Annotated in this window: 8 protein-coding genes; 7 read left to right on the top strand and 1 reads right to left on the bottom strand. The window is 42.7% G+C overall.

The window, feature by feature from the left end; genetic code table 11:
- The first annotated feature begins 1 nt into the window (after position 1).
- The 4 genes from ACOOE0_RS12435 to ACOOE0_RS12450 all read left to right on the top strand — a co-directional run bounded on the left by ACOOE0_RS12435 (position 2) and on the right by ACOOE0_RS12450 (position 10,137).
- Positions 2-1,630, top strand: a complete 1,629-nt coding sequence (locus tag ACOOE0_RS12435) for a glycoside hydrolase family 28 protein (protein WP_420399227.1) — start codon at positions 2-4, stop codon at positions 1,628-1,630.
- 56 nt (positions 1,631-1,686) lie between these two features.
- Complete coding sequence (locus ACOOE0_RS12440) at positions 1,687-4,023, top strand: GH92 family glycosyl hydrolase (protein WP_420399228.1); 2,337 nt, start codon at positions 1,687-1,689, stop codon at positions 4,021-4,023.
- Between the two features lie 80 nt (positions 4,024-4,103).
- The gene (locus ACOOE0_RS12445) at positions 4,104-6,104 is read left to right on the top strand and encodes a metallophosphoesterase (RefSeq protein WP_420399229.1); all 2,001 of its coding nucleotides are present in this window, start codon (positions 4,104-4,106) and stop codon (positions 6,102-6,104) included.
- A gap of 28 nt (positions 6,105-6,132) precedes the next feature.
- Positions 6,133-10,137 carry a hybrid sensor histidine kinase/response regulator transcription factor gene (locus ACOOE0_RS12450; protein WP_420399230.1) on the top strand — a complete coding sequence of 1,335 codons (4,005 nt, stop codon included), beginning with the start codon at positions 6,133-6,135 and terminating at the stop codon, positions 10,135-10,137.
- A gap of 63 nt (positions 10,138-10,200) precedes the next feature.
- On the opposite strand, the gene ACOOE0_RS12455 is transcribed toward ACOOE0_RS12450, so the two are convergent.
- Positions 10,201-10,917 (bottom strand): ribonuclease activity regulator RraA, encoded by a 717-nt coding sequence (locus ACOOE0_RS12455; protein WP_420399231.1) that lies wholly within the window; start codon positions 10,915-10,917, stop codon positions 10,201-10,203.
- A gap of 122 nt (positions 10,918-11,039) precedes the next feature.
- On the opposite strand from ACOOE0_RS12455, the gene ACOOE0_RS12460 reads away from it, so the two are divergent.
- The 3 genes from ACOOE0_RS12460 to ACOOE0_RS12470 all read left to right on the top strand — a co-directional run bounded on the left by ACOOE0_RS12460 (position 11,040) and on the right by ACOOE0_RS12470 (position 17,023).
- Entirely contained in the window at positions 11,040-13,094 is a 2,055-nt protein-coding gene (locus ACOOE0_RS12460; RefSeq protein WP_420399232.1) for a polysaccharide lyase family 7 protein, read from the top strand.
- A 58-nt stretch (positions 13,095-13,152) separates the two neighbouring features.
- On the top strand, positions 13,153-13,500 hold the full coding sequence (locus tag ACOOE0_RS12465) for a cupin domain-containing protein (protein ID WP_420399233.1): 348 nt from the start codon (positions 13,153-13,155) through the stop codon (positions 13,498-13,500).
- A 349-nt stretch (positions 13,501-13,849) separates the two neighbouring features.
- Positions 13,850-17,023, top strand: a complete 3,174-nt coding sequence (locus tag ACOOE0_RS12470) for a SusC/RagA family TonB-linked outer membrane protein (RefSeq protein ID WP_420399234.1) — start codon at positions 13,850-13,852, stop codon at positions 17,021-17,023.
- Positions 17,024-17,026 lie beyond the last annotated feature (3 nt).

The raw sequence follows: 17,026 nt of genomic DNA on the forward strand, positions 1-17,026 counted from the left end.
TATGCGCTGTAAATTTCGATCAATAACAATAGCAATCATCCTTTTTGGAGGTGTAGTTTTTCTCGATTCTTGTAAAAAAACTACCGCCACGGAAGTCCCCAATTCTGAACATGTTGAAAGCATTGCATATATAAAAAAGACAAACGACCAAGAATTTGACGTCACCAAAAGTGGAGCAGTTGGTGATGGCAACACTTTGAACACAGACGCCTTGCAGGCACTCATTGAAAAAGCAGCCCAAAAAGGCGGCGGAACCTTGGTTTTTCCGGAAGGAAGTTATCTTACAGGAAGCTTGGAAATGAAATCAAATGTTAGTCTTTACCTTATGGAAGGCGCCACTCTTTTAGGGAGCACCAATCCGTATCATTACACAGAAATTGTAATGGAAGGAAGGCCGCAATCACCCAAGAAAGATGATAATTCACAGATGGCACTGTTGGTAGCCTACAAAGCCAATAACTTTAAAATTTACGGTCAGGGAAAAATTGACGGACAAGGTCGGGAATTGGCCTTAAGTATTGATAGTTTGCACCATACGGGCGAGCGCATAGACCCCAAATACAACTATCGCAGAATGCGGCCCAATGAAACCGCAAGACCTAAGTTGTTTCGGTTTTCCAGCTGTAAGAATGTTGATATTCTGGATTTAAGCCTGTACAACGGTTCGTGTTGGGGACTTTCCTTTGAACTTTGCGAAAACCTTAAACTGGACAACCTCAAAGTGGTCAACAGAGCCTATTGGAACAATGATGGAATGGACATTACAGATTGCAAAAATGTGGAGGTGACCAATTGCGATGTGGATTCCGCCGATGATGGGATTTGTTTGAAATCGTACTACCCCGACCATTATAACGACAACATATATATAGCAAATTGTACGGTAAGAAGCAGTGCCAGTGCCCTAAAATTTGGCACAGCTTCCCATGGCGGATTTAAAAATGTGAACATTGAGAACATAGAGGTGTTCGATACCTTTCGCTCGGCTATTGCTATAGAAAGTGTGGATGGGGGAGTGATAGAAAATATCAAGGTGTCCAACATTGTGGCCAAGAACACTGGCAATGCCATTTTTGTTCGTTTGGGACACAGAAGTGGTGAGAACCCAGGGATTGTTAAGAATGTACATATAAAGGATATAAAGGTTGAGGTGCCTTTTGGAAGACCGGACATTGATTATGATCTAAGGGGGCCGGAAGTGGATTTTTTCCATAACCCATTTCCTTCGTCCATAACGGGAATACCAGGTCATAAGGTGGAGGACGTAACCATTGAAAATGTGGAAATAAATTATCCGGGAAGGGCCTCGAAAGGAATGGCATATGTTCCCATTGGTAGATTGGACCAAGTACCTGAACAAATTAAAAAATATCCGGAGTTTTCAATGTTTGGGGAACTGCCGGCCTGGGGATTTTACGTAAGACATGCCAGTGGGATTACCTTTAAAAATGTTCTATTGACTTTGGATGACAAGGATTACCGTCCTGCCTATATCTTTGATGATGTGGACTCTTTGAATTTGGGCAATGTTTCCATACCATCGGCGACACATAAACAGATTGTGTTGAAGAACACCCAACTAGTAAAACAAGACGCTGGTTTGAACAAAACTGTACTTAGTATGGATTAGTGGAATAGAACCGTACTTTTGGATACGGAACATATGCTTATCAACTGGGATTTATTATGGGAACCATTTTTTTTGGAATACGAATAAAGGTAGGTCAGGGTATAGCCATGGCCACTATGTTATGCGGTACGCTTCTCGGATGTCAAGAGCAGCTAAAGACTCCGAAAACAAGACTTGTTTCCTATGTTAACCCATTAATCGGTACCGCGCCCGCCTCAACAGCAAGTGCTTTAAAGCATGGTCATGGAAAAGAAAACAACGCCCAGGTAGCACCCTATGTAACCGTACCCTTCGGAATGACCAACTGGACGCCCCAGACCAAGGCGACAGAAACCAAGTGTCACGCCCCTTACTACTATACAGATTCCATTATACAAGGATTTCGGGGAAGCCATTGGCTCAGTGGTTCCTGCGTGCAGGATTATGGCAGCATGACCCTTATGCCCATATCTGGAAAACTAAAATATCTTCCAGAGGAAAGAGGGTCCAAATTTTTACATAAAAATGAAAAGGCAACCCCATATACGTATGAGGTTAGCTTGACTGATTATGATATAAAGGCTGAGATGACCGCCACAAAACGTAGTGGTCTATTTCAATTTACCTACGGTAAAACTGGGGAGGCCCATGTGGTTGTGAACCCCAACAGCGATGAAGGTCAGGGCTATGTTAAGGTAATCCCCGAAACCAAGGAGATTGTTGGCTACAATCCTGTGCATCGTATTTATCAAGGGTGGGACGAACCTGCTGGCTTTAGCGGGTATTTTGTGGTGCAGTTTGATAGAAGTTTTAGGAACTACGGGGTTTATGATCAGGATGGAGTGTCGAAACAGGTATCCGAAATTTCCAATCGCAAAGGCATTGGGGGCTATGTTAGTTTTGATGTAAGGGAAGGTGAGACTATCGGCGTGACTGTGGGTACTTCCTTTACCAGTATCGACCAAGCCAGAAAGAACCTGGAGGAAGAGACCCATCAAATCGATTTTGAAACAGCCAAGAACAACCTTAAGGAAACTTGGGAGAATCTTCTCAATCGGGTTAAGGTGGAAGGCAAGTCGGAAGCGGATAAGACCACCTTTTACACGGCACTGTACCATAGCTATCTGCAGCCAAGGATTTTTAATGATGTAGATGGTTCTTATCCTAGTTTTGGCGGTGGAACAGAGATGCTCAATTCAGGTGGGTCGGATTATTACGCCGATTTCTCCATGTGGGATACCTACAGGGCGTCCCATCCGCTTTTTAACCTTCTCACGCCTTCCACGAATGCCCAAATGATGAACAGCTTGTTTCATAAGGCGGAGCAGGGGGGGTGGCTTCCCATTTTTCCGCTTTGGAACCAGTATACTTCTGCAATGATTGGGGATCACGTCATCGCAGCGATATCTGATGCTTATGTAAAGGATGTCATCGAAATAACTCCATCCCAGTATAAATATCTTCTAAAAAATGCCTTTGAAATACCCCAGGACTTTGAGGAATACAAGCAAGGAAAGGGTAGGAGAGCTTTGGAATCCTATCTTGAGTATGGTTTTGTGCCTTTGGAAGACTCGGTTTCGGAATCATTTCACAACAACGAACAGGTGTCCAGAACCTTGGAGTATGCGTACGATGATTTTGCCCTGAGCCGTACCGCTGAAAAGATGGGAGACACGGAGAACGCCAAAATTTTGGCCAAACGGGCTAAAAACTATCACAATGTATACAGCGTTCAAGACTCTTGTGTTCGGGGCAGATATGCCAATGGGAATTTTATCGACGAATTCGATAAATACATTAGACAACCTTATATCACCGAAGGAACACCATATCAATATACCTGGTACGTTCCGCATGACATGAAAGGGCTTGTGGGACTCATGGGGGGAGAATCGGGGTTCAATCGGAATTTGGATTCCTTCCACCAAAAAGGGCAATATTGGCACGGCAATGAACCTGGGCATCAGATTCCATTTTTATATAACTTTTCGGGAGCGACCTGGAAGACCCAGGAGCTTGTGGATTATATTATGAAAACTGAATATAGCAACGAAGTGGGAGGCCTAAGTGGCAACGATGATGCAGGTCAAATGTCGGCTTGGTATGTCTTTGCGGCCATGGGGTTTTATCCTGTTTCGCCGTCGGTGCCGGAGTATGTGATTTCCGGGCCACATTTTGATAAGCTTACCATCACCCTGGAAAATGGCAAAGAACTTATAATTAATGCTCCTGGTGCCTCCGAAGGGAAAAAATATATTCAATCATTGAAAGTGAATGGTATTCCAACCTCCAAAAATTATTTCAACCATTTTGACATGATCAACGGAGGTGTAATCGATTTTGAAATGGGGGATGCCCCTAATACAACCTGGGGAATCCAAAGTGAGGATAGACCATTTTCCTTGACCAATTAGTAAGGAAAGATGGAACCTGTATTATTTGAGGTCACGACGGGTTAGGGTTTTCAGTATATACTCCTGATGGTCTCTAATAAATGAGTTTTCAAGCAGTTTTGAAAAGGGAATATATAAACATATTGGGAAATAAATATAGGCTTACGGTTACAGGATTTGCCTGCATACTGTCTATTGTTATTTGCATCCATGCTTGCAATAAAAAGGAAGGATTTCGCGCAGATGGATTAAAAATAGCCTTTATGGCCGATGTGCATCTTCATGATATCTATGGAACATTTGGTGATACGGATTATCGCGGGGTCAAAAATCCGGTTACGGGAAAATTCAATACCGTACGAACCATGGGAGCGCAGCTCCGTTCCACCCGACTTTTTAATGAGAATTATTTTGCGTTTAAAGCTGCATTGGACGATGCGGTCAAGCGAGGTGTGTCCTATGTTGTATTGCCTGGGGATTTTTCAGACGATGGCCAGCCAATGAATGTTAAGGCAGTTAGGAACCTACTGGATTTTTATACCAAACAACACGATATCCGTTTTTTTGCCATTACCGGTAATCATGACCCCGTACGGCCATTTGCCATGCCCGCGGGCAAGTTGGATTTTTTGGGCGAGGCAGGCCGGGAACAAGCTATTGTAAGTCAATTGGATTTGGCTCCTCAGGATAATTCCGCGCAGCCGGCGCCCATAGTAACGGCAGAGATACAAAACATGGGCTATGAAGGGATTCTGGCCGAGTTAAGGGACCAAGGGTTTTCCCCTAAGATGGAAGACCTTTATTGGGAAACGCCTTTTTCAGGATATAACCCGGACAGTTATTCGTACAGCGAAGCACTGGAATCCGCAATCTTGGAAAATCGAATGTATACGATATCCGCAGGGATAAAACTACCGGATGCAAGCTATTTGGTGGAACCAGTAGAAGGGCTTTGGTTATTGGCCCTGGATGGGAATGTTTACATTCCCAAAGAGGAAGCAGGGGACGAACCATCAAATCCTAAACACTATGGGAGTGCAAGCATTGGGTATAATCAGGTGATTACCCATAAAAAACATCTCATTCCATGGATAAGAAAGATTATGGCCATGGCCAAAGCGCAGGGTAAAATGGTCATTGCTTTTAGTCATTATCCCATGATTGACTTTAATGATGATACCAGCTCGGAGTTAAGCGAAGTGTTCGGAAAAAATACATTTCAATTGCATAGGGTTCCTCAGGAATCTGTGGCGCAGGGTTTTGCCGAGGCTGGACTTAAAATCCATTTTGGGGGACATATGCATATCAATGATACAGGAGTTAGGACAACCAAGTCGGGGAATACTTTGGTCAATGTACAGGTACCATCCTTAGCGGCCTATAGCCCTTCGTATAAAATTGCTAGCATTAATACTAAAAATGAAATTGAAGTAGAGACCATAAGAATGGACTCCGTGCAGAATTATGACGAGCTTTTCCCCCTGTATGGGATGGAACATGCCTATTTGACAAAAACGTCCTCCACCCAAGACCTTTGGAATTCAGATATTCTGTCCTCGGAAACATATGGGGACTTTACCCAATGGCATTTGAGGGAATTGGTTCGACTTCGTTTTCTGCCCCGAGACTGGCCGGAAGGATTTACAAACGAGTTGTTGTCGATGAATGGAGCAGAGTTGTTTGCTGTTTCGCAAATGAAACCGAATATTCTTGGGCCTGATGCTACCTTGGATTTGGATAAATTGGACCAGGTCTTGACCATAGCCATGGAGACGAATCAATCCTTGCCATGGGATCAATTGCAATCATGGAAAGTTTTCGATTTGGTCTTTGATTTTTATAGAGTGCGAAATGCGGATGAACTTGCCCTAGCCGATATTGATGAAGACCGTTTGCAACAATATGCAATGGTTTTGGGCGCATTCCAAGCCAAGGAAGGAAGAGGACCACAAAAATGGATGGGCAAATTGGGACAGATTTTTCAGAAAATGTTGAATGGCATACCCTCGGACCATTTTATGGTGGACCTGGAAAATGGCCAAGTCTTGCAACTTAACGAGGATAATCCTGGTGTTTTCAAAGCTGATGACAATTTGGATTAGAACAGCATTATTGTAGATTTATTAGACAGTGTATAAACTAAAATCGCTCATATTCAGCATTTTTATTGCCCAGTGGCTTTCTGGACAGGACATTGTCTTTGAACATTATGGAGATGCGGATGGCCTGTCCCATAATTCCGTTCGGTCCATATTACAAGATAAAAATGGATTTTTATGGCTGGGGACATTTGGGGGCGTAAACCGGTTTGATGGACACGATTTTAAAGTCTATCATGGGCAACAGGACAATCCCAACTATCTTCAGGATGATGACATCACCAAGCTTGCACTGGATAAAAAGCAAAAGCTTTGGATAGGCACCAGCAAAGGGCTTACCCGATTTTGTTTACGAACGGGGTCTTTTCAAACTTTTTTACCGGATTCCACTAACCAAAATGGAATTTGCGGAAGCAAGGTAAGAGCCGTGTTTGTTGATGATAATGAGCGCGTTTGGGTTGGGACCAAGTTCAAGGGCCTATGTTTTTATGATCAATCCAATAATCAGTTTGTCAAAATAAACATTGAGGATGTTCACCATGTTCGCGCCATTACCCAAACCAAGGATAAGAAAATATGGATTGGAACATTCAAGCATGGGCTCTATTCTTTTGATATTGATTCGGGCAACAACTTATCCAACCTAAAGAATTACCAGCTGCCCTATCCAAGCAAGACCAATAATATCAACCCTGGGGTTTATTTTATTTATGAGGATGATAAGGGAGATATTTTTGCAGGATCCCAGGAAGGACTGAGCAAGTTGGATAAAACCAGGGATAGTTTTGATTTGGTGGCCCAAGAAGACCCGGATTTTTTCCGTTGCATAGCACAAGGTCCTGATAAAAAATATTGGATTGGGACCCAAAATGGTATTATCACCTGTGATGCGTTGGAGGATATTGCCTTAGGAAAATACAAGCGCCATCTTCCGGACATGCTCAATGCCAATTCATTGGTCAACAACTACATTTCTTCCATATTCTTTGATCAATCCGGGGTTTTATGGATTGGTACAGAAAACGGTTTGGACAAGTATGACCCTTATGGCAATCAGTTCAAGCTCATTTCAGAGAGTGCATTTGCTACCCGGGTTCCACCTGTGGTGAGCAGTTTTGGAAAAACCTATGATGGAGAACTCCTAATAGGCACCCATTTTAATGGGGTTTATATAAGCAAAGGGGAAGAAATCAAGAAAATTTTTGACGTAGAGGAACGCGTAGGCAGCATTTACTCCCTTGACCAAAAAATCTTCTACATAGGTATGTGGGATGGCAAAGTATATTGCTATGATCACAGAAACCGAACGATCAGGGAATTGCAACTTGATTTTGACAACGGTCCCATTTTCTCATTCTACCAACGGGAACCAAATAAGTTACTGATTGGAACCAAAGGGGAGGGCTTATGGGAATATAACCTTTCCACCAATACATCCACCCCAATCGCTCATGAAATCCTTGGCAACCAAGAAATCAACAAAATTGTGGGATCTAGGTATGGGTTACTTTGGATTGCTACGGAAAATGGGGTTTTTCGTTACGATGAAATCCACGGAAAAGTAAAACATTATGCCTATAAAGACGGCGCATCCAGCGGGTTGACGAATGACAAGATAAAAGATATTTTGGTAGATCCCGATGGGCTTGTTTGGGCGGCAACCCGACAAGGCCTCAACTATTACGACCCACAAAAGGATATATTTCTGGCCAAAGAAACACCCAAGGAACTAAAAGACCTTTGGGTAACGGATATGGGAATTGACTCCCTGGGCCAAATGTGGTTGAATATGAATTACAACCGCATTGGCAAATACAATTTGAAAACAGGGGACTTTCGGACTTTTTTTGTGAACAACGGGGTGCGATCCAACATATACAACAAAAGGGGCTTTTTGTTTTATGATGATTCCCGTATTTATCTGGGTGGGGATAATGGGGTCATTTACTTTTCTCCCTTGGAATTGTCCGAAAACCATTGGGCACCCTTGCCATTGATAACCGAATTCAAAATAGCACATAGGGATGTGTTGCCAGGTACTGTAATCAATGGTCAAAAACTGCTCACGGAAGACTTGAATTATGGCAAAAAAATAACCCTGGATTTCGACAACCGTAATTTTTCAATCAAGTTTGCCATGCCCTCCTATGTGCGGGAACGTTCCAATCAATATGAGTATAAACTGGAAGGGTTTGATGAAAATTGGATTGCGGTCAACAGCGCTTCAAGGACCGTGCAGTACACCAATTTGTATCCGGACGATTACGTTTTTAAGGTCAGAGCGGGCAATAGTAACGGATATTGGAGCGAAGAAAATTCATTTGACATTAGTATTTCCCCACCATTTTGGCTAACCTATCAGGCCTTGTTTGTGGTGCTTTTATTTATCTCGGTGCTTACCTATTTTATCCGCAGGGAAGTAAAAAATAGATTGCGTTTAAAGCAGGAACTGCTAATGGTCAAGGTAAAACGGGAACATGATGAAAAACTGAACAATGAAAAACTGCGGTTCTTTACCAATATCTCCCATGAACTGCGAACCCCGTTGACCCTCATTTTGGGACCTTCAAAACAGCTTTTGGAGGAAGGCGAAGAAAATGGGAACAAGTATCAATTGAAGCGTTTTAACCTGATCCATCAAAATGCAAATCGATTGTTGGGATTGGTCAATCAAATTCTGGATTTTAGAAAGGCACAAACTGGGGAGTTAAAGCTAAAGGTGGCCCAAACCAATATTCTTCTTCACACACAAAATGTGTTCGATTCCTTCCAGCAACTGGCGAACAACAAGAAAATCCATTATAACCTAAGTACGGAAGAGGAGGAAATATTGGGGTGGATAGACCATGATAAGTTCGATAAAATCCTGTACAATCTATTGTCCAATGCCCTAAAGTTCACCCCCAACTATGGTCATGTAGATGTTTTTATTGGCAAAAAAGATGGGCCAAAAGGCTGGTTGGTTGTGGAGGTGAGTGACGACGGAATAGGAATACCGGTAGAAAGTCAGCGCAAGATTTTTGGACGCTTTTATCAAGCTGCAAACAGCAAAGAAAATAATACAGGCACTGGAATAGGGCTGGCTTTGGTCAAATCCCTTACTGAGCTACACAAAGGAACCATAAATCTTGAAAGCGCGCAGTCCAAGGGGAGTGTGTTTACTCTAGAACTTCCTATTGCGCGCAAGTACTATAAAAAAATGGAGGTTTTCGAGTATGCTTCCAAGCCCAAAGAACAAGAGTCCCACCAGGTGGAATCTGCAAAAAAAATAATTCAGAGCACCCATCTGAAAGAAAAGATCTTGGTAATTGAGGACAATGAGGAACTCCGAAACTATATTGTGGATTACCTGTCTGATTATTACAAAGTGTATAGTGCGGAAAATGGCCAAAAAGGGTTGAGCTTATGTCGTCAGCTTAAACCTGTGCTTTGTGTGGCCGATGTTATGATGCCAGTTATGGACGGCCATGCTTTTTGCTTGGCACTCAAAAACGATGAGTTCATAAGTCATATCCCAGTCATTCTGCTGACGGCACTTGCTGAAAGTGAGGACAAGATCAAGGGATTTGATGTAGGGGCAGATGGTTATCTAGTTAAACCATTTGATCCTTCGCTACTAAAATCCAGGATAGAAAATATCATCCGAACCCGATTGGAATTGAAGGCCAAATTTTCTGGAGAAGTGGAAAGTGAGGTGAGCCTTTTGACCCATTCCCCAGTGGATGAGCAATTTATGAAAAAGGTTACTGATCTGGTTCACGAAAACTTGAACAACCCAGACCTGACCACGACCTATCTATGTAGGGAAATTGGGATGAGTTCTTCCAAATTGTATAGAAAAATAAAAGAGTTGACAGATTTGGCGCCGAATGAGTTCATTCGCACAGTTCGACTAAAAAAATCGGCTCAATTGCTAAAGACCAAAAAATACAACGTTTCAGAAGTGACTGATTTTGTTGGGTTTAATGACCCACTTTATTTCAGCAGATGTTTCAAAAAGCAATTTGGATTTCCTCCAAGTAAACTGGTTAAATAGTATGTAAGCTGTTCTTGGAGTGCTATTGTAAAATAATTGTTCAAACTTGTTGAGTTGATTAAACTATTTCCTTTTTTTCCACTGCTCGTATTCAATCTTTAGATTTTCATCGGTAAGGGGATAAAGTCCGATGATTGGGCTTCCCTGATTGACTTTCTCCATTACAAATTCTTCGTAAAGGGTCATTCGCAAGCATTCCTCTGCTACTATACCTGCAATGTTGTGAGGTATTACGATGACACCATCATCGTCCCCAACAATGAAGTCCCCTGGAAACACGGCCACATCTCCACAACCAATAGGTTCATTGACGGCAATGGCTTGGTGAAGTGTTAAATTGGTGGGCGCAGAAGGAGTTTGGTGGAAGGCTGGGAAATCCAAGGTTGCTATTTCCGCAGAGTCCCGAAACCCTCCGTCGGTAACAATGCCTTCCGCACCTCTTTGCATAAGCCGGGTTACCAAAATGGAGCCTGCGGAAGCAGCACGTGCATCCTTTCGACTGTCAATGACAAGTACAGACCCCATGGGGCACTCCTCAACTGCAACCCGTTGTGGATGTTCAGGACTTTTGAATACCTCAATGGGATTCAGGTCTTCCCGTGCTGGAATGTACCTGAGGGTATACGCCGTACCAGCCATCGTTGGTTTCGCTTTTTTAAGAGGCTGCACTCCTTGAATGAATTGATTTTTCAGTCCTTTTTTAAACAAACAGGTTGCAATGGTGGCTGTACTTACCTTTCTAAGTTTGTTGACTATTGCTGATGACTTATCCGTGACCATGGTATGAAATATTGATGTTTTGGTATTTTTTTCTGCAATTTTTTGGTAATAAGACAAATATACATATATTTGGTAAACCAATCTGGTTAACCAATTTAAATGAACTGACAATTTCTTCCCATATGAACTTCAAAACATCAAGATTAATTTTTTGCCTTAATGTATCAGTGATAAGTGTCATATTGCTACTTAGCGGCTGTGTTGAGCGCAAAGCGCAAAAATCCAGTGAGCATTTGGAAGAGATGGCCATGGGCACAAGCGCAAATGAAGTTATACCGTTTTTCCAACACTGGAATTTAATCTTGGGTGATGGTTCCAATGTGGGCCAAGCAACCAACTATGAACATGAGGATTTCTTTTATACCGTCAAAGATGATGAGAAGGATTGGGTGGTATTTAAAACCCCAAATGCTGGCAATACCCATGGTACTTCAAACAATACAAGAACCGAACTGGCACAATTGAAAAAGTGGTCTCCCATGACCGACGCCAAGATGAATGCTACCCTAAAAGTGATGAATGTGGCAACTACTGGTGACGCCCGAGTGCCGGCAACTTATTCGGTGGTTGTAGGCCAAATTCATAGTGCAGATGGGCATGAGAATGAGCCCCTCAAGATATTTTATAAAAAATTTCCAGGTCATACCAAGGGTTCTGTCTTTTGGAATTACGAAATCAATACAGCGGGTGATGATAACTCTAAAAGATGGGATTATTCACATCCCATTTGGGGTTATGATTTTTCCGTTGTCGGAACCGATAAAAACAGCTATCCTACAGAACCGAAAGATGGGATAGCTTTGGGCGAAGCATTTAGTTACGAAGTGAAAATAAAAGAGGGTGTTATGCACCTCAAATTCACAAGCGAGGGACACGAAACAAAAACATTTACCAAGAATCTTGTCTTATCTGAATATGCAGACCGACAAGACTTTCCAGAACAGGTGGAGCGTTTGTTTGTACCTATTGGTCAGGATGGCGTTGAGCGCAAAAATGCCTACACAGAGGAAGGACTCTTTTTTAAATTGGGCTGCTACAACCAAACCAATGGGAAAGATCCCAAGGTGAACAAAGTATGGTGTTCTGGAGCTGAAACCCATGACGGGAACATTGAAAAACAATATGCAGATGGAAATTATGCAGAAGTTTGGTTTGAATCGGCTAGCATCGAGGTCAGCGGGGACGCCATTTCCAATGCCGGTTATTTTCAAGCCAATGATGGCCTAAGCAAGAAAACCGTTTACCCTCATGAGGTCATTCCTTTTATGGATAAATTCAAAATATTGACGGGGGATGGAACGCATGTGGATGATTTGACCAAGTACGGGCACAAGGACTTTTTCTACACCGTAATTGATGGAACACGACGTTGGGTAGTTTATAAAACACCCAATTCCGGCGTCACTTCAAAAAATTCCAGTAATACCAGAACCGAGTTACAGGAAAAAAGGGAATGGACACCCGAGCAGGGAGGTAACCTAACGGGCACTTGCAAGGTTATGCAGGTTTCTGTTTCTGGCGATGCACGGGTCGCTGCATCCTATTCCACCGTAGTTGGACAGATTCATAGTGGTGAAGGACATGAAAATGAGCCGCTTAAAATATTTTACAAGAAATTTCCAGGTCATAAGAAGGGATCTGTGTTCTGGAATTATGAAATCAACACCGCAGGTGACGATAACTCAAAAAGATGGGATTTTTCAACGGCGGTTTGGGGAAACGATATGTCTGATGTAGGACCTAGTAAGGATGAGTTTCCGCCTGAACCGAACGACGGAATAGAACTTGGTGAAGAATTTAGTTACGAAGTAAATGTATATGAAGGTATAATGTACCTCACCTTTAAAAGTGAAGGGCATAGGACCAAAACATTCACTAAAAATCTCATCTCATCCGAATATGGGAATAGCGCAGATTTACCCGAACAGGTCAAGAAACTATTCGTACCCATTGGACAAGACGGAACGGAGCGTCATAATGCTTACAGTGGAGAACTAAATTATTTTAAGCAAGGTGCATATAACCAAACCAACGGGAAAAGTCCAGAAACCAATATGGTTTGGTGTGCTGGGGCGGAAACCTATGGTGGCGACATAGCCAAGCAATATGAAAACGGTTGTTATACAGAAGTGTGGTTCAGGGCTGCGACTATTGGTCCTGGAATACCACCAAAATAACAGAGGCTAAAGCACATCACAGAAAAGTAAATTTTTAACTGATCAAGAGCAATTTTATATGAAAACATTTGGAGCAAGCAAGGAGTTTATTCAAGGAGACGACCTTGATTGGGAGGTTGTTGGTGAAGGACTGAAGAGAAAAATTATGGGCTATGATGATAAAATCATGCTTGTCAAAGTTCACTTTGAAGTGGGCGCTATAGGTCAAATGCACGAGCACTACCACTCACAGGTAACCTATGTGGAAAGTGGCAGCTTTGATGTGACCATAGATGGTAAAACCCAAACACTAAAAGGGGGTGACTCTTTTTACATTCCACCACATGCCATGCATGGTGCAGTCTGTACCGAAGCAGGTGTCTTAATTGATGTTTTTAGTCCTATCCGAGAAGACTTTATGGGCTAAAAGTGTTAAAATCAGGAAATTAATTTTTTTAACGAAAAAATAACATATATTTGGTAAACCAAATTGGTTAACCAGTTTGGAAGACCAATAAAAAAACACACTAACTATGAAAACATAAATCAACAAAAAAAGGATAGGTGCACGCCTATCCTTTTATAGATATCACTTCTTTGGAGGGAAGTAATACGTAAACAAATACACACTGCTGTGACTTGTCAACACAAAACTACGGAATTCATTTGATATGAGGTGGTGAGTGGTGATAACCAGTATTTGAGAACGAAGATCACTATTCACAAGGTGGATTGAATTTACTAATCAACATGAATTATTGAAACTAACTAGACAAATGAATTTTAAATCAAAACTATTACTAATTCCACTGTTGCTGGTCAGCATGCAACTTTTGGCCCAGGATTTGACGGTGACGGGCACGGTTACCGATGCAAACAATACCCCTGTACCTGGGGCTAACATTATTGTACTGAACACAACAAGAGGTGTGCAAACAGATTTTGATGGCAATTATAGTATTGCCGTTTCATCTGGCGAGATATTACAATTTTCCTATATCGGTTATGCCACCCAGAACATTACCATTACAGATCAGACAACTGTGAATGTGGTACTGCAGGAGGACACAAGTTTATTGGACGAAGTTGTTGTGGTCGGTTATGGAAACAGAAAAAGGTCACAACTCACCGGTGCGGTTGCAAAAATTGGAGGTGATGATGTTGCAGCCATTCAAGCAACCCGGGTAGATGACGCCCTTGCGGGTAAATTACCTGGTGTGCTGATCCAAAACCAAGATGGATCACCAGGTGCGGACCCAAAGATTCAGGTGAGAGCAGCATCCTCTATTTCTGGCGACTCAAGCCCATTAATTGTTGTGGATGGCTACCCAATTTCAGGAAGTTTGGCAACAGTCAACCCTAACGACATTCAAAGTTTGGAAGTGCTAAAAGATGCTGCTTCCGCTGCAATCTATGGTTCCAGGGGAGCCAACGGGGTTATTTTGATCACAACCAAAAAAGGTAGGGAAGGAAAGGCGAGCTTTAGCTATAATGCCTTCACCAGTTTCTCTAGCAAGTATCGCGACAACATCCTTAAATCGGGTCCAGAATGGGCTGCCATCTCAAGAAGGGAAATAGCGACAGGCAATTGGGATCTTTCCCAAATTGATCCAGATTTTGTTGAATTCAGATTAAACGCTTACGAAAATTCGCCTGGCGCGGTAAGCCCCGAAGACTGGCTTTTTCAAAATGGTAGTATTATGAGCCATGACTTTAGCGTGAGCGGAGGAACGGAACACGTTAATTACTTTGCATCATTGGGGTACCAAAATGCAGAAGGTGTTATAATAACAGAAGGATTTGAAAGGTTGAACGCACGTTTGAACGTTGATGCCACATTGGGCGAAAAGTTTAAAACAGGTTTAAGTTTCAACGGATTCACATCCCATAGGGACATTCTTGGTCATGACATGAGAGACCTCTTAAGAGCCTATGGAGTCCATCCCGTTTATCACACAGAAGAATCCATTGCTTTTGTACAACAATTGGATCAACAAGCGCAGGCACTGGGACTTGCTCCCTTTGATGACGGCTTTAGAGGTTCCACATACGAAGCAAGTAGCATTTATGAGCTGGTACCTGGAATGGCCGCGCAAGACTGGCATTATGGTAGAGCAAATAATGGTATTGGAGGATCTGGTGATGCAGGTCCAGCTGCAAAACTTGACAATACAGAAAGTTGGCAGAAGACCTTTTTCGGTAACGTCAGCTCGTATTTACAATATGAAATCATAGATGGCTTAAATGTGAAAACCGTTTTGGGAGGAGATTTTAGAGACACCCAAACCTATACACATAGACTGCTTGGATTTGATTCCAGGGCTCGTACTTCGCAGACCAACATGAATCAAACAGATTTGAAGGTTACCTCGGTATTAAGCGAGACCACATTGAATTTTGCTCAAGTATATGGTAAGCATGATATATCGGCGGTGGCAGGTATCGAATTTCAAACCACCCAACTACAAGGGACCGCTTTGAGTGGTGCAAATGTTCCCGATACGGCAATTCAAAATTTCAACCTGTTTGATCCTGCGGACATTACCGTTACGGAACGAGACGAAAGTAGGGTAAGGGAAAGTGTCTTTGGAAGAATAAACTATGCGTATGACAACCGCTTCCTGTTCTCGGCCTCTCTGAGAAGGGATGGGGATTCCCGTTTTGGCTCAAATAGAAGGTATGAAACCTTCCCAGCGCTTTCGGTGGGTTGGAATATACATAATGAAGCCTTTTGGGAACCAATTTCCGAAGTGATAAGCACTTTCAAACCAAGATTTAGCACCGGTTCTTTGGGAACTACCTCTTTCTTGGGCTCCTATGATGCGCTTAGTCTATTGCAACCTCAGGCTACTATTTTTGGTACTGGATTTCTAATCCCTTCCAATGTGGCAAATCCAGATTTGACCTGGCAAACCAATACAGAACGGAACTACGGAGCAGACCTAGGATTTGCAAACAACCGTATAAGATTGGGTGTGGATTACTATACTTCGGACATTGAAGACATCTTGATCAATCAAAGTGTATCTGAAGTATTGGGAACTACTTCTATAGTGCTTAATTCCGGTGATGTAAGAAGCTCAGGTTTTGAATTTGAATTAAGTGCCTTGGTCGCAAGTAACGACAATTTTTCTTGGAACCTTGGAGCCAATTTTGCCACGGTAGAAACGGAAATCACCGATTTGGGAGGTCTCACGGAATTGCCGCAAACCATTTACGGTCAGAGCGGTCGAGGTCCTGTGTTTAGAAACTACGTAGGCGGAGAAATTGGTGAAATGTGGGGCTTGGAAACCATTGGGGATGTGGAAATGAGGTTCTTGGAAGACGGAACCAGACATCCTAACAATGCCACTGGGGAATCCTATGTTGTGGATCAAAATGGAGATGGAGTCATTGACGCTACCAGAACGGTGGAAGATGGCGGGGATTTGGTGAAAATTGGCCAGAACTCACCGGACTTTTATTGGGGGTTGAACAGTTCCTTTGGATACAAGGATTTTGATATGTCCTTCCAATTTCAGGGATCCCATGGAGGCGAGGTTTACAATATTGACCCGCTTTATTATGAGTCACAATGGAGCGGCAGGTTAGTGGATACTTTTGATGCCAACGACGACGGCATCGCTGATCACAATGGCGAGTTTTATATTGGAAACAGAGTCCAAACCGATGCTACAATTCAAGATGCTTCCTATGTAGCCTTGAGAAACCTAACCATTGGATATACCATTGACCCTGAGCTCACCGGTAAATGGGGAATCAACTCTATTAGATTGTACGGTGCAGCCACCAATTTGTTGTACATCTGGGGCGATGACTATACCTCTTATAACCCAGAAGGTGTTGAAATTACGAATAGTGGTTATTTGGGCCCTACTACCTACGGGGTGCAAGTAGGCGCAAGCCCGATTGTCAGAAGCTTTACGCTTGGTTTAAATGTTAACTTTTAATAC

The sequence above is a fragment of the Flagellimonas sp. genome (assembly GCF_965215805.1).
GTDB lineage: Bacteria > Bacteroidota > Bacteroidia > Flavobacteriales > Flavobacteriaceae > Flagellimonas.

Coding starts and splice junctions, on each gene's coding strand:
- ACOOE0_RS12470 (WP_420399234.1), top strand. CDS start 13,850: ATGAATTTTAAATCAAAACTATTACTAATTCCACTGTTGCTGGTCAGC.
- ACOOE0_RS12445 (WP_420399229.1), top strand. CDS start 4,104: ATGAGTTTTCAAGCAGTTTTGAAAAGGGAATATATAAACATATTGGGA.
- ACOOE0_RS12455 (WP_420399231.1), bottom strand. CDS start 10,917: ATGGTCACGGATAAGTCATCAGCAATAGTCAACAAACTTAGAAAGGTA.
- ACOOE0_RS12460 (WP_420399232.1), top strand. CDS start 11,040: ATGAACTTCAAAACATCAAGATTAATTTTTTGCCTTAATGTATCAGTG.
- ACOOE0_RS12440 (WP_420399228.1), top strand. CDS start 1,687: ATGGGAACCATTTTTTTTGGAATACGAATAAAGGTAGGTCAGGGTATA.
- ACOOE0_RS12465 (WP_420399233.1), top strand. CDS start 13,153: ATGAAAACATTTGGAGCAAGCAAGGAGTTTATTCAAGGAGACGACCTT.
- ACOOE0_RS12435 (WP_420399227.1), top strand. CDS start 2: ATGCGCTGTAAATTTCGATCAATAACAATAGCAATCATCCTTTTTGGA.